The sequence below is a fragment of the Streptomyces sp. NPDC096323 genome (assembly GCF_040302845.1).
Taxonomy (GTDB): Bacteria; Actinomycetota; Actinomycetes; order Streptomycetales; family Streptomycetaceae; genus Streptomyces.
This window is the reverse complement of sequence record NZ_JBEOSI010000003.1, coordinates 377,353-390,794: the sequence shown is the minus strand read 5'-3', so window position 1 is coordinate 390,794 and position 13,442 is coordinate 377,353. Positions and strand designations below refer to the sequence as shown.

Annotated in this window: 14 protein-coding genes; all 14 read right to left on the bottom strand. The window is 69.0% G+C overall.

The genetic code is table 11. The features are described from left to right. Window positions 1-129: 129 nt before the first annotated feature. The gene (locus ABTX18_RS09600; protein WP_136328752.1) at window positions 130-504 is read right to left on the bottom strand and encodes a F0F1 ATP synthase subunit epsilon; all 375 of its coding nucleotides are present in this window, start codon (window positions 502-504) and stop codon (window positions 130-132) included. Between the two features lie 109 nt (window positions 505-613). Beyond that, on the bottom strand, window positions 614-2,056 hold the full coding sequence (atpD, locus tag ABTX18_RS09595) for a F0F1 ATP synthase subunit beta (RefSeq protein WP_328896374.1): 1,443 nt from the start codon (window positions 2,054-2,056) through the stop codon (window positions 614-616). Then, window positions 2,056-2,973: a F0F1 ATP synthase subunit gamma gene (locus ABTX18_RS09590; protein ID WP_352122176.1), complete on the bottom strand. Its 918-nt coding sequence runs from the start codon at window positions 2,971-2,973 to the stop codon at window positions 2,056-2,058. The genes atpD and ABTX18_RS09590 overlap by 1 nt, the downstream gene beginning before the upstream one ends. A gap of 3 nt (window positions 2,974-2,976) precedes the next feature. Further along, window positions 2,977-4,548, bottom strand: coding sequence for a F0F1 ATP synthase subunit alpha (atpA, locus tag ABTX18_RS09585; protein ID WP_352122175.1), 1,572 nt, complete (start codon window positions 4,546-4,548; stop codon window positions 2,977-2,979). Between the two features lie 141 nt (window positions 4,549-4,689). After that, complete coding sequence (locus ABTX18_RS09580) at window positions 4,690-5,505, bottom strand: F0F1 ATP synthase subunit delta (protein ID WP_352122174.1); 816 nt, start codon at window positions 5,503-5,505, stop codon at window positions 4,690-4,692. Then, window positions 5,502-6,047, bottom strand: coding sequence for a F0F1 ATP synthase subunit B (locus ABTX18_RS09575; RefSeq protein ID WP_352122173.1), 546 nt, complete (start codon window positions 6,045-6,047; stop codon window positions 5,502-5,504). The genes ABTX18_RS09580 and ABTX18_RS09575 overlap by 4 nt, the downstream gene beginning before the upstream one ends. 37 nt (window positions 6,048-6,084) lie before the next feature. Then, the gene (atpE, locus tag ABTX18_RS09570; RefSeq protein ID WP_018102636.1) at window positions 6,085-6,333 is read right to left on the bottom strand and encodes an ATP synthase F0 subunit C; all 249 of its coding nucleotides are present in this window, start codon (window positions 6,331-6,333) and stop codon (window positions 6,085-6,087) included. A 67-nt stretch (window positions 6,334-6,400) separates the two neighbouring features. After that, window positions 6,401-7,222 carry a F0F1 ATP synthase subunit A gene (gene atpB / locus ABTX18_RS09565; RefSeq protein WP_351395139.1) on the bottom strand — a complete coding sequence of 274 codons (822 nt, stop codon included), beginning with the start codon at window positions 7,220-7,222 and terminating at the stop codon, window positions 6,401-6,403. Between the two features lie 226 nt (window positions 7,223-7,448). Continuing rightward, entirely contained in the window at window positions 7,449-7,886 is a 438-nt protein-coding gene (locus ABTX18_RS09560) for a Cg1360 family ATP-synthase-associated protein (protein WP_352122172.1), read from the bottom strand. Between the two features lie 260 nt (window positions 7,887-8,146). Continuing rightward, window positions 8,147-9,535 carry an MraY family glycosyltransferase gene (locus ABTX18_RS09555; protein WP_352122171.1) on the bottom strand — a complete coding sequence of 463 codons (1,389 nt, stop codon included), beginning with the start codon at window positions 9,533-9,535 and terminating at the stop codon, window positions 8,147-8,149. Between the two features lie 276 nt (window positions 9,536-9,811). Further along, complete coding sequence (gene glyA / locus ABTX18_RS09550) at window positions 9,812-11,077, bottom strand: serine hydroxymethyltransferase (protein WP_352122170.1); 1,266 nt, start codon at window positions 11,075-11,077, stop codon at window positions 9,812-9,814. A gap of 143 nt (window positions 11,078-11,220) precedes the next feature. Then, window positions 11,221-11,862: an arsenate reductase/protein-tyrosine-phosphatase family protein gene (locus tag ABTX18_RS09545; protein WP_352122169.1), complete on the bottom strand. Its 642-nt coding sequence runs from the start codon at window positions 11,860-11,862 to the stop codon at window positions 11,221-11,223. Beyond that, window positions 11,859-12,506, bottom strand: a complete 648-nt coding sequence (locus ABTX18_RS09540; RefSeq protein ID WP_136328762.1) for an L-threonylcarbamoyladenylate synthase — start codon at window positions 12,504-12,506, stop codon at window positions 11,859-11,861. The genes ABTX18_RS09545 and ABTX18_RS09540 overlap by 4 nt, the downstream gene beginning before the upstream one ends. A 55-nt stretch (window positions 12,507-12,561) precedes the next feature. Continuing rightward, window positions 12,562-13,407: a peptide chain release factor N(5)-glutamine methyltransferase gene (gene prmC / locus ABTX18_RS09535; RefSeq protein ID WP_352122168.1), complete on the bottom strand. Its 846-nt coding sequence runs from the start codon at window positions 13,405-13,407 to the stop codon at window positions 12,562-12,564. Between the last annotated feature and the right edge of the window lie 35 nt (window positions 13,408-13,442).

Sequence of the window (13,442 nt, the reverse complement as noted above, 5' to 3'; positions counted from 1 at the left end):
CTCCTCGCGTCATCGAGTAAACGGATACCGCCCGAACTTCACCTGCACCTGCATCGCCTCAGCCGCGACACGGTCTGGAGAGGTCTCCAGCTCGGGCCGCGGCTGAGGGTAAAGCCGTTTCGCGGGTGGCTAGTGAACCGCCACCGCACGCAGTCGCACATCGGCGCGGCGCTCGGCGGCGCTGTCCGTGTCCGACTTCGCACGCTCGAACGCACGCTCCGCGCGCTCGACGTCGATCTCGTCCGCCAGTTCGGCGATCTCCGCCAGCAGCGACAGCTTGTCGTCGGCGAAGGAGATGAAACCGCCGTGCACCGCGGCGACGACAGTGGAACCGTCGCTCGTACGGATCGTCACCGGGCCCGATTCCAGCACACCCAGGAGCGGCTGGTGACCGGGCATGACGCCGATGTCGCCGGACGTGGTACGTGCGACAACGAGGGTGGCCTCGCCGGACCAGACACTGCGGTCCGCGGCGACCAGCTCGACATGCAGCTCAGCAGCCAAGGGTGGCTCCTCGGGTCACCACCCGGCGGTCGTGCCGGGTGTTGGGTCAATTCTACGGGGCGTGGTGAGGGGGGCGGGACACACCCACCCCCCTCGGTGAGCCGGAGGCTCAGGAGACGCCGAGCTCCTTGGCGTTGGCCTTGAGGTCCTCGATGCCACCGCACATGAAGAACGCCTGCTCGGGGAAGTGGTCGTACTCCCCGTCGCAGATCGCGTTGAACGCGGCGATCGACTCGTCGAGCGGAACGTCCGAACCGTCCAGGCCGGTGAACTGCTTGGCGGCGTGGGTGTTCTGCGACAGGAAGCGCTCGACGCGACGGGCACGGTGGACAACGAGCTTGTCCTCCTCGCCCAGCTCGTCGATACCGAGGATCGCGATGATGTCCTGGAGGTCCTTGTACTTCTGCAGAATCCCCTTGACACGGCTGGCCGTGTCGTAGTGGTCCTGCGCGATGTAGCGCGGGTCCAGGATGCGGGACGTGGAGTCCAGCGGGTCCACGGCCGGGTAGATGCCCTTCTCGGAGATCGGACGGGACAGAACCGTCGTCGCGTCGAGGTGGGCGAACGTGGTGGCCGGGGCCGGGTCGGTCAGGTCGTCCGCGGGGACGTAGATCGCCTGCATCGAGGTGATCGAGTGACCACGCGTCGAGGTGATGCGCTCCTGGAGCACACCCATCTCGTCGGCCAGGGTCGGCTGGTAACCCACCGCGGACGGCATGCGGCCGAGCAGCGTGGAGACCTCGGAACCGGCCTGCGTGAAGCGGAAGATGTTGTCGATGAAGAGAAGCACGTCCTGCTTCTGCACATCGCGGAAGTACTCCGCCATGGTCAGGGCGGACAGGGCCACGCGAAGACGCGTGCCCGGCGGCTCGTCCATCTGGCCGAAGACCAGCGCGGTCTTCTCCAGGACGCCCGAGTCCGTCATCTCGTCGATGAGGTCGTTGCCCTCACGGGTGCGCTCACCGACGCCGGCGAACACCGACACACCGTCGTGCAGCTTCGCCACACGCATGATCATTTCCTGGATGAGGACCGTCTTGCCGACGCCCGCACCACCGAACAGACCGATCTTGCCGCCCTTGACGTACGGGGTCAGCAGGTCGACGACCTTCAGGCCGGTCTCGAACATCTCGGTCTTCGACTCGAGCTGGTCGAAGGCCGGGGCCTTGCGGTGGATCGGCCAGCGCTCGGTGATCTGCGCCTCGGCCTCCGGCTCGTTCAGGATCTGACCGAGGGTGTTGAACACCTTGCCCTTGGTGATGTCACCGACGGGGACGGTGATGCCCGCGCCCGTGTCGGTCACCGGGGCCTGGCGGACCAGGCCGTCGGTGGGCTGCATCGAGATCGCGCGGACCACGCCGTCACCCAGGTGCTGGGCGACTTCGAGGGTCAGCAGCTTACGAGCGCCGGCCTCGGCCGGGTCGTCGACCTCGACGTGCAGGGCGTTGTAGATCTCCGGCATCGCGTCGACGGGGAACTCCACGTCGACGACCGGGCCGATGACCCGGGCGACGCGGCCCGTGGCAGCGGCCGTCTCAACTGTCGTCGTCATTACTTGTCACTCCCCGCGGACGCGTCGGCCAGCGCACCTGCACCGCCGACGATCTCGCTGATTTCCTGGGTGATTTCGGCCTGGCGGGCCGCGTTGGCAAGCCGGGAGAGGCTCTTGATCAGATCCCCGGCGTTGTCGGTCGCCGACTTCATCGCGCGGCGGCGGGCGGCGTGCTCGGAAGCGGCCGCCTGCAGCAGTGCGTTGTAGATACGGCTCTCGACGTAGCGCGGCAGGAGGGCGTCGAGGACGTCCTCCGCCGACGGCTCGAAGTCGAACAGCGGAAGGATCTCGTCCTTCGCGTCGTTCTCCTTCGCTACCTCGTCGAGCGAGAGCGGCAGCATCCGGCCGTCGACCGCGTTCTGCGTCATCATCGACACGAACTCCGTGAAGACGATGTGCAGCTCGTCGACGCCGCCCTCGGCCGTGTCCTTGGTGATGGACTCGATCAGGGGCGCCGCGATCTTCTTGGCGTGCGCGTACTCCGGGCTGTCGGTGAAGCCGGTCCACGACTCCGCGACCTTGCGCTCACGGAAGCCGTAGTAGGCGACACCCTTGCGGCCGACGATGTACGTGTCGACCTCCTTGCCCTCGGCCGCCAGCCGCTCCCGCAGCCGCTCCGCCGCCTTGATGGCGTTGGAGGAGTAGCCGCCGGCCAGACCGCGGTCGCTCGTGAGGAGCAGGACCGCGGCCCGCACCGGGGCGTCGGCCTCGGTGGTGAGCGGGTGCTTGGTGTTCGAGCCGGTCGCCACCGCGGTCACCGCACGGGTGAGCTCGGTCGCGTACGGCATCGACGCCGTCACCTTGCGCTGCGCCTTGACGATGCGCGACGCGGCGATCATTTCCATCGCCTTGGTGATCTTCTTGGTCGCGGTGACGGCTTGGATGCGGCGCTTGTAAACGCGAAGCTGAGCGCCCATCGATCAGCCCTCGCCCAGGAGCTTGCCGTCCGAGGTCTCGAACTGCTGCTTGAAGGCGGCGATCGCGTCGGCGATCGACTGCAGCGTGTCGTCGGACATCTTGCCGCCCTCGGCGATGCTGGTCAGGAGGTCCTTGCGCTCACGGCGCAGGTACTCCAGCAGCTCGCTCTCGAAGCGGCGGATGTCCTCGACCGGGACGTCGTCCATCTTGCCCGTGGTGCCGGCCCAGACGGAGACGACCTGCTCCTCCATCGGGAACGGGGCGTACTGCGGCTGCTTCAGCAGCTCGACCATGCGCTTACCGCGCTCCAGCGACGCCTTGGAGGCCGCGTCCAGGTCGGAACCGAAGGCGGCGAACGCCTCCAGCTCACGGAACTGGGCGAGGTCCACGCGCAGACGGCCGGAGACCTGCTTCATGGCCTTGTGCTGGGCGGAGCCACCGACTCGGGAGACCGAGATACCGACGTTGAGCGCCGGACGCTGACCCGCGTTGAACAGGTCGGACTCCAGGAAGCACTGGCCGTCGGTGATGGAGATGACGTTGGTCGGGATGAACGCCGACACGTCGTTCGCCTTGGTCTCGACGATCGGGAGGCCCGTCATCGAACCGGCGCCCATCTCGTCGGAGAGCTTGGCGCAGCGCTCCAGCAGACGCGAGTGCAGGTAGAAGACGTCGCCCGGGTAGGCCTCGCGGCCCGGCGGACGGCGCAGCAGAAGCGACACGGCGCGGTAGGCGTCGGCCTGCTTCGAGAGGTCGTCGAAGATGATGAGGACGTGCTTGCCGTCGTACATCCAGTGCTGGCCGATGGCCGAGCCGGTGTACGGCGCCAGGTACTTGAAGCCGGCCGGGTCGGACGCCGGGGCGGCGACGATGGTCGTGTACTCGAGCGCGCCGGCCTCTTCCAGGGCACCTCGCACGGAGGCGATGGTGGAACCCTTCTGACCGATGGCGACGTAGATGCAGCGGACCTGCTTGTTCACGTCGCCCGAGCGCCAGTTGTCGCGCTGGTTGATGATCGTGTCGACGGCCAGCGCGGTCTTACCCGTCTGACGGTCGCCGATGATCAGCTGACGCTGGCCGCGGCCGATCGGCACCATGGCGTCGACGGCCTTGTAGCCGGTCTGCATCGGCTCGTGCACCGACTTGCGGACCATGACGCCAGGGGCCTGCAGTTCGAGGGCGCGACGGCCTTCGGTCGCGATCTCGCCGAGGCCGTCGATCGGGTTGCCGAGCGGGTCGACGACGCGGCCGAGGTAGCCCTCGCCGACGCCGACGGAGAGCACCTCACCGGTGCGCTGCACCGGCTGGCCCTCCTCGATTCCGCTGAACTCGCCGAGGACGATCGCACCGATCTCGCGCTCTTCGAGGTTGAGGGCGAGACCGAGGGTCCCGTCCTCGAACTTCAGCAGTTCGTTCGCCATGGCGGAGGGCAGGCCCTCCACCTTTGCGATGCCGTCGCCGGCAACGCTGACCGTTCCGACCTCCTCGCGCGAGGCCGCGTCCGGCTGGTACGACTGGACAAAGTTCTCCAGTGCGTCCCGGATCTCCTCCGGCCGGATCGTGAGCTCCGCCATCTGGGTTCCCTGCTCTCCTTGTTGGGCCCGAAGTTTCTTAAGGGGGTCTGGGGGCCGACCCCCAGGAATCTTCTGCAATTTCTGCACGGCCCAACCGGGCCGCTGGTCTTGCTTCTGTTCTGTTGGGTACGTCGCGCCGCGTCAGCCGGCCATGCGACGGGTCGCCTCGTCGAGGCGCTCCGCGATGGTGCCGTTGATGACCTCGTCGCCGACCCGCACCGCGATCCCGCCGAGGACCTCGGGGTCCACGTCCAGGCTCAGGTGCATCTGCCGGCCGTAGATCTTCGCCAGGGCGGCGCCGAGACGCTGCTTCTGCCGGTCACTGAGCGGCACGGCCGAGGTGACGACCGCGACCACGCGGTCCCGGCGGTCCGCGGCGAGCTTGGAGAGGGACTCGAGTCCCGCTTCCAGGCTACGTCCCCGGGGCTGGGTGACGAGCCGCACGACGAGGCGCTCGGTGGTGGGCCGCGCCTTTCCGCCGAGCAGGCTGCGGAGCAGCTCGCCCTTGGCGGCGGAGGTCGCGGTCCGGCTGGTCAGCGCGGAGCGCAGCTCGGTGTCCGAGGCCACGATCCGGCCGAACCGGAACAGCTCGTCCTCGACGTCGTCGAGGTCTCCGCTGCGCTGGGCGGCGGTGAGGTCGGCGATGTTCGCCAGCTCCTCGACCGAGTCGACCAGGTCACGCGACTGCGACCAGCGCGAGCGGACCATGCCGGAGACCAGGTCGACGGCTTCGCCGCCCACCTGACCGCGCAGCAGCCGCCCGGCCAGCTCGGCCCTGGCCTCGCCGGCCTGCGCCGGGTCGGTCAGGACCCGGCGCAGCGACACCTCGCGGTGCAGCAGCGCCGTGACGCCGGCCAGATCCTCGGCGAGCTTCGCCGCGTCGACCGACGTGTGGTCGGTCAGTGCGTCGAGGCGCTCGCGTGCGGCAGCCAGTGCCTCGCGGCTCGCGCTGTTCATCGGACTGCCTCGGCCTTCGCCTCGAGCTCGTCGAGGAACCGGTCGACGGTGCCGCTCTGCCGGGCGTGGTCCTCGAGGGACTCGCCGACGAGCTTGCCGGCCAGGGCGGTGGCGAGCTTGCCCACGTCCTGGCGCAGCGCGGACGCCGCGGCCTTGCGGTCGGCCTCGATCTGGGCGTGGCCGGCAGCGACGATCTCCTCGCGCTGCCGCTGGCCTTCGGCCCTCATCTCCTGCAGGATCACGGCGCCCTGCTCCTGCGCCTCCTGGCGCAGACGAGCGGCTTCGTGGCGGGCCTCGGCGAGCTGAGCCTTGTACTGCTCAAGAACGCTCTGGGCCTCGGTCTGGGCCGCATCGGCCTTTTCGATACCGCCTTCGATGGCCTCGCGGCGCTCTTCCAGAACCTTGTTGATGTTCGGGAGGAGCTTCTTGGCGAGGAAGCCGAAGACGATGACGAAAGCGATGAGGCCAATGACGAGCTCAGGGATCGGCGGGATGAGCGGGTTTTCCGCTTCCTCCGCCGCGAGCTGAACCAGGGGGTTCACGTCAGTGCCTTCCGTCGAATGGGCTGTTCGCGACCGGTCAGGAGGTCGGGTAGACGAACGGCATGACCAGACCGATCAGGGCGAGCGCCTCACAGAAGGCGAAGCCGAGAATCTGGTTGGCGCGGATGAGACCGGCAGCCTCGGGCTGACGGGCGAGCGCCTGGGTGCCGTTACCGAAGATGATGCCGATGCCGACGCCGGGGCCGATCGCGGCGAGGCCGTAACCGATCGAGCCGAGGTTGCCCTTGATTTCGACGCCGGCGGCGAGGGTCTGGAGAGCGGACATGCCGGTTCTTCCTTCTCTTTCAATGTCCGGTGGGGGTTGGCCACCGGGTGCTTCAGGAGGTGGGTGCTCAGTGGCCCTTGGCGAGAGCGCCCTGGACGTAGCTGCAGGCCAGCAGCACGAACACGTAGGCCTGGACAGCCTGGATGAAGAGCTCGAAGGCGGTCATCACGATGACCATCACGAACGACACGCCTGCGTAGGCGAAGCCGATGCCGTTGAGCAGGTACCAGCTGGCGATCGTGAAGAGCAGCAGGAGCGTGTGCCCCGCGAACATGTTCGCGAACAGTCGGACCGCGTGCGTGAACGGCCGGACCAGCAGGTTCGAGAAGAACTCGATGGTCATCGAGAGCGGCAGGACCCCGCCGAGGCTCTTGTCGTAGCCCGTGAAGTTCTTGAACGCTCCGACGAAACCGTGCTTCTTGAAGGTCAGGACGACCCACAGGATGTAGACGATCCCGGCGAGAGCCGCCGGATACGAAATGATCGCCGTCACGGGGAACTGGGCAACCGGAATGATGGACCAGAGGTTCATCATCCAGATGACGAAGAACAGCGTGACCATCAGCGGGACGTACTTCTCGCCGTCCTTCTTGCCGATCGTCTCGTAGACGATGCCGCGGCGGACGAAGTCGTAGCCGGCCTCGGCCACCATCTGGAGCTTGCCCGGCACCAACTTCGGCTTACGGAAGGCGGCCCAGAAGAAGCCGACGATGATGACCGAGCCGAGCAGGGCCAGCAGCATCGTCTTGTTGAAGTACACGTTGCTGTCCGCATCGCCCCAGAGGGGCTCGAACAGGAACGAGTGCAGGCCGGGTGCCGGGAAACCACAACCGTCGAAGATGTGGCAATCGGTCTCGAAGGCGAGCACCTGTGTCGGGTCAGCACTCACCGCGGGCTCCTTCAGCGTGGCGCATAGGTACGGCAACCTCGTTGTGTCGGCGCGGCGCGCAGCCGCGGTTCGGCACTGGACTGGTGTTTCGGATGTGTGGGCGGCAGTCAGGCATGTGAGCCTCGCGATCGAGCAGGCGTCAGCTCACATGCCCGCGCCCGCAGTGCCGCAGTTGGAACCGGACGATAGCAGGGTCTCGAACCTGCACTTATCCCGCCCCTACCCTTCACGCTGCGGACCCCGGCTTCTTGGGCTTTTCGTCCTTGTCGGACTCGGGTTCCACGTAAAGGATCTTGGCCTTCATGTGCGCACGCGCCTGTGCGCCGATCCACACGAGGGTCGTCGCGACCAGGGTGATCGCGAAGGCCTTCGGGTTGAACAGCGAGGTGTTCTTGAATACGGCGACGAAGATGAACAGCAGCAGGAGTTGCGCCGTGTACAGCGCGAGTCCCATCGCCTGGAAAAGGTGGGGCATGGACCGGGCGGTCCGTTGCAGGACCATCAGTCCGATCCCCATGAAGAGGATGACCACGATCGTCGCAACGATCGCGCCCAGGGCTCCCTTGCCTCCGGCGACGCCGCCACTGATCGCGGCGGCGACAGCGCCGGCGACAGCGGTGGGTACGGCGGCCTGGAGGAGAGTCCGGACGTCGTTGGACGGCATGGCGGCAGCTCCGCTTGCTGGGGGGTGGGCAGTGTGTCGTCATGGACGAGCGTAGGCCCGGTCCGAGTCGATGCCTCGGGGCCAAGGGACCGCGCTACTCAGGTCCTTCGGCTCTGTCACCGGGTTCGTGAACGGTATCACAAACTATTTGATGAGGTCTTTACCTAGAAAGTGTGGTCGCTGTCACACGTGAGAGCTAATCAGCGCGTGTGAGCAAGACAACTCAACGACTTGTCTGGTATTGCCCCGCGATGACCGAATCACCGACGCGTCGAATCGGCCTTGCGCCGGTCCGCGAAGCGCGAACGGTGGCCGATCGCGGTCGCTCCGTTGACGCCGGACACTCCCGCGGCGATCGGGGCCTGCGGCGCGGGGTCGTGACCATTGTGCCCCATCTGATCATCCAGGGGCCCCTGTTGGCTCTCCAGCGCCTGCGACGGCTCCATCCGGGGCTCGGCCCCCCGGCGCCGCCGGCGGCGATAGCGCGGCGGCACGAAGCGCTCCGCCCAGCGCGGGGCGCGCGGGGTGAACCGGGGCATCAGCAACAGGATCAGGCCGAGTGCGCTCAGCCCCACGATCAGGAGCACGATCCACATCGACGTCGAGTGCACCGAGTAGCCGACGGCTCCGAAGGCGATCAGGGCCGACCAGAAGTACATGATCAGCACCGACCGGCTGTGCGAATGGCCGATCTCCAGCAGTCGGTGGTGCAGATGGCCGCGGTCCGCGGCGAACGGCGACTGGCCGTTCCAGGTGCGCCGCACGATCGCCAGCACCAGGTCGGCTGCCGGGATGGCGATGATCGTCAGGGGCAGGAGCAGCGGGATGAAGACCGGCAGCATCGCGTGCGTCGCCTGCCGTTCGCTTCCCGCGAAGAGCTTCATCGCGTCCGGGTCGACCTGTCCGGTGACGGAGATCGCGCCGGCCGCGAGGACCAGACCGATCAGCATCGACCCGGAGTCCCCCATGAAGATCCGCGCGGGATGCATGTTGTGCGGGAGGAAGCCGAGGCACATGCCCATCAGGATCGCCGTGAAGAGCGTCGCGGGTGCCGCCGCCTCGATCCCGTACCCGTACCAGAGCCGGTAGGTGTAGAGGAACAGCGCGGCCGCGGCGATGCACACCATGCCCGCCGCCAGGCCGTCCAGACCGTCGACGAAGTTCACCGCGTTGATGGTGATGACGACGAGCGCGACCGTCAGCAGCGTGCCCTGCCACTGGGTGAGCGGGACCGTGCCGACCCCCGGGATCGGCAGCCACAGGATCGTGAGGCCCTGGAGCACCATGACGGCGGCGGCGATCATCTGCCCGCCGAGCTTGATCAGGGCGTCGATCTCGAACTTGTCGTCCAGGACGCCGATCAGCCAGATCAGGGCCGCTCCGGAAAGCAGCGCCCGCGGTTCGCTGGACAGCTCGAAGACGCCGTCGAGGTTCGCCAGGTGATCGGCGACGATCAGCCCGGCGCACAGCCCGCCGAACATGGCGATGCCACCGAGCCTCGGTGTCGGTTCCCGGTGGACGTCGCGTGCACGGATCGCGGGCATCGCCCCGACCGCGATGGCGAACTTACGCACCGGGCCGGTGAGCAGATACGTCACCGCAGCCGTGACACAGAGCGTCAGCAAGTAATCACGCACGGGCTGCCCCACAAATGTCGCCGGCCATCTCAGCCCACACCTTAGCCCGACCGGCACATGGGGGGTGGAAGCAGGAGCGGGGCTGGGTGCGTGCAGCTGCAAGGCGGAGGATTGAGCCATGGCGGAGCCATGGTGATTGACGACAACGCCGCAGATGCGCGTGCCCAGCCCCGCGACGCCGCCCCCCATGTGCCGGTCGGGCTCAACTACGTCGGCCTCGTGGTTGAGGACACGCAGGTCTGCGCGATGGTTGCACAGGTGGCCGCGATTACGGACATAGCGACCATGTCACCCCGGGTACGGGGGGTGCTTCGCCGCCATCTCCCGCACCTCCGCGAGCACGTCGCCCTCGCCCTCCTCACGTACCGCCGCCCCGAACAGCGCCGCCAGGCGGGCCATGTCGGACTCGTCCAGGCCCTGGGTGGTGACGGCCGCGGTGCCGAGCCTGATGCCGCGGGCATCTCCGTACGGAAGCGCACAGGTGTCCAGGACCAGACCGGCGGCGGCCAGCCGGGCCCGGGCGGTGCGGCCGTCGACGCCGAGCGGGGCCGGGTCCGCGACGATCAGGTGGGTGTCCGTGCCCCCGGTGGTGACGTCGAAGCCCTCGTCCTCCAGACCGGCCGCCAGCGCCCGGGCGTGGGCCACCACCTGGTGGGCGTACGCGGCGAAGGCGGGCGCGGCGGCCTCGCCGAACGCGACGGCCTTCGCCGCCACGGTGTGCATCTGGGCGCCGCCCTGCGTGAAGGGGAAGACCGCCCGGTCGATGCGCTCCGCCAGCTCGGCGCCGCACAGGATCATGCCGCCGCGCGGCCCGCGCAGCACCTTGTGCGTGGTGGCGCAGACCACGTCCGCGTACGGCACCGGGCTGGGCGCCGCTCCCCCGGCGATCAGGCCCATCGGGTGGGCGGCGTCGGCGATGAGGTAGGCGCCGACCTCGTCGCAGATCTCCCGGAACAGCTCGTGGTCGGGGTGGCGCGGGTAGGAGATCGAGCCGCTGACGATGGCCTTGGGCCGGTGCGTGCGGGCCAGGGTGCGGACCTGGTGGTAGTCGATCAGTCCGCTCTCGGAGTCCACCCCGTAGCCGATGAACTCGAACCAGCGGCCGGAGAAGTTGGCGGGCGAGCCGTGCGTGAGGTGGCCGCCGTACGGGAGTCCCATCGCGAGCACCGTGTCACCGGGCCGCAGCAGCGCCGCGTACGCCGCGAGGACGGCCGAGGACCCGGAGTGGGGCTGCACGTTGGCGTGCTCGGCGCCGAAGAGCGAGGTGGCGCGGGCGATCGCGATGCGTTCGGCAGCGTCCGCCTGTTCACAGCCGCCGTGGTGGCGGGCGCCGGGATAGCCCTCGGCGTACTTGTTGGCGAGCGGGGAGCCGAGTGCGGCCAGGACGGCCGGCGAGGTGAAGTTCTCCGCCGCGGTCAGCTGCAGGGTGCCGGACTGCCGGCGGAGCTCCTCCACCAGCACACCGGCGATCTCCGGATCCTCCCGGAGCAGGGCGCCGAAGTCCTGGGGCAGGGTGGTGACGGCGGAGGGTGCGGCTGTTGTCGTGACCGGCATCGGGGGCTCCGGGCCTGGGGAGGGGCGACGCCTGGGGGTGACGTCAGCTCCAATGTAGGCCCGTGGCGGGTCCGCTGCGCGCTCTCGTGAGCCGTGGCGCACCCGACCGGCCCAGGGCCTGTCCGGCCCCGGCCGAACGGCCGTCAGCGCGGCGCGGAGACGCCGGTCAGTGCGGTGACCACCGGGTCCAGGGCCTGGTTGATCTCGTCGCCGATGGACCGGAAGAAGGTGATGGGGGCGCCGTACGGGTCGTAGACCTCGTCGGCCTCGGCGGTCGGGGCCAGCAGCCAGCCGCGCAGCGCGGCGGCCGCGCGGACCAGGGCGCGGGCGCGCTCGACCACGCCCTCGTCGAGCGCGTCGGGCAGCGTGGCGGGGTCTATCGCCCGGACCAGCCGGGTGAACTCCTTGAGCGTGAAGGTGCGCAGTCCGGCCGAGTGACCCATCGAGATCACCTGGGCCCGGTGGTCGCGGGTTGCGGTGAGCACCAGATCGGCGCGGATCACGTGCTCGTCGAGCAGTTCCCGGCCGGTGAACCCGGTGGCGTCGGCGCCGAAGTCGGCGAGGACCACCTCCGCGTTGGCCTCCATCGGGGCACCCTCGTGCCCCCAGGTCCCGGCGCTCTCCACGATCAGCCCGCCCAGGAGCGGGTCGCCCAGGCGGTCCACGAGGGCATGCCGGGTCAGCCGCTCGGTGATCGGTGAGCGGCAGACGTTGCCGGTGCTGACGTGGAGGATGCGGAAGGTGTCGGGCCGCCCCGCTATGCCACGCCCCTCAGGGGCGGTCAATTGGCCACCTCGAGGTCGGGTACCACCTTGCGCAGCTCCTCCGCGGAGAGCGCGCCGGCGCGCAGCAGGACCGGCACCTTGCCGGTGACGTCGACGATCGAGGACGGGACGATGCCCGGGGTCGGGCCGCCGTCGAGGTACACGGACACGGAGTCGCCCAGCATCTCCTGGGCGGCGTCGCAGTCCTCCGGCGACGGGTGTCCGGTGAGGTTGGCACTGGAGACGGCCATCGGGCCGACCTCCGTGAGCAGTTCGATGGCGACCGGGTGCAGCGGCATCCGGACGGCGACGGTGCCTCGGGTGTCACCGAGGTCCCACTGGAGCGAGGGCTGGTGCTTGGCGACGAGCGTGAGCGCGCCCGGCCAGAACGCGTCCACCAGCTCCCAGGCCTGCTCCGAGAAGTCGGTGACCAGGCCGTGGAGGGTGTTGGGCGAGCCGATGAGGACGGGCGTCGGCATGTTGCGGCCGCGGCCCTTGGCGGCCAGGAGGTCGACGACGCCCTCGGAACTGAAGGCGTCCGCACCGATCCCGTACACGGTGTCGGTGGGCAGCACGACCAGTTCGCCGCGGCGGACGGCGGACGCGGCCTCGCGCAGACCCGTCGTACGGTCCGTGGCGTCGTTGCAGTCGTATCGCCGTGCCATCAGCCGGCCTCCTCAAGCGTGTACGGGTAGGGCTGGTACGGGTCGTCGTTGCCGGTCACGGCATGGCCTTGCGGGCCGTGGCGAACCGGGGGCGCCGGTTCAGGTCGGGGTGGTCGGCCGCGTCGGCCCAGCCCCGCTCCTCGGTGAAGATCCACGGCACCTGGCCGCCCTGGGTGTCGGCGTGCTCGATCACGACGAGGCCGCCGGGGCGCAGCAGACGGTGGGCGGTGCGCTCGATGCCGCGGATGGTGTCGAGGCCGTCCTCACCGGAGAAGAGGGCCATCTCGGGGTCGTGGTCGCGGGCCTCCGGCGCCACGTACTCCCATTCGGTGAGTGGGATGTACGGCGGGTTGGAGATGACCAGGTCGACCTGGCCGTCGAGCTCCGGAAGGGCCGTCAGGGCGTCTCCGCGGTGCACGGTGACCCGAGACCCCTCGGCGTTCTTCCTGGTCCATTTGAGGGCGTCCTCGGACAGCTCCACGGCGTGCACGCGTGAGCGCGGCACCTCCTGGGCCATGGCGAGGGCGATGGCGCCCGATCCGGTGCACAGGTCGACGATCAGCGGCTCGACGACGTCCATCGCTCGGACGGCGTCTATCGCCCAGCCGACGACCGACTCGGTCTCCGGCCGGGGCACGAAGACGCCGGGGCCCACCTGGAGCTCCAGGTAGCGGAAGAAGGCGCGGCCGGTGATGTGCTGGAGCGGTTCGCGGGCCTCGCGCCGGGCGATGGTCTCCCAGTAGCGGGCGTCGAAGTCGGTGTCCGGCACGTTGTGCAGCTCGCCCCGCTTGACGCCGTGCACGAACGCGGCGAGTTCCTCGGCGTCGAATCGCGGTGAAGGGACACCGGCGTCGGCCAGCCGCTGGGTGGCCTGGGCCACCTCGGCGAGCAGCAGGTTCATCGCGGTTCTCCGTACGGGTTCACGAGCGGGGCGGG

What these genes read in the sequence shown, in the direction of transcription:
- atpD (WP_328896374.1), bottom strand. Translation starts at nt 2,056, where the DNA reads ATGACGACGACAGTTGAGACGGCCGCTGCCACGGGCCGCGTCGCCCGG.
- ABTX18_RS09590 (WP_352122176.1), bottom strand. Translation starts at nt 2,973, where the DNA reads ATGGGCGCTCAGCTTCGCGTTTACAAGCGCCGCATCCAAGCCGTCACC.
- atpA (WP_352122175.1), bottom strand. Translation starts at nt 4,548, where the DNA reads ATGGCGGAGCTCACGATCCGGCCGGAGGAGATCCGGGACGCACTGGAG.
- ABTX18_RS09580 (WP_352122174.1), bottom strand. Translation starts at nt 5,505, where the DNA reads ATGAACAGCGCGAGCCGCGAGGCACTGGCTGCCGCACGCGAGCGCCTC.
- atpE (WP_018102636.1), bottom strand. Translation starts at nt 6,333, where the DNA reads ATGTCCGCTCTCCAGACCCTCGCCGCCGGCGTCGAAATCAAGGGCAAC.
- ABTX18_RS09560 (WP_352122172.1), bottom strand. Translation starts at nt 7,886, where the DNA reads ATGCCGTCCAACGACGTCCGGACTCTCCTCCAGGCCGCCGTACCCACC.
- glyA (WP_352122170.1), bottom strand. Translation starts at nt 11,077, where the DNA reads ATGCCGGTCACGACAACAGCCGCACCCTCCGCCGTCACCACCCTGCCC.
- ABTX18_RS09540 (WP_136328762.1), bottom strand. Translation starts at nt 12,506, where the DNA reads ATGGCACGGCGATACGACTGCAACGACGCCACGGACCGTACGACGGGT.
- prmC (WP_352122168.1), bottom strand. Translation starts at nt 13,407, where the DNA reads ATGAACCTGCTGCTCGCCGAGGTGGCCCAGGCCACCCAGCGGCTGGCC.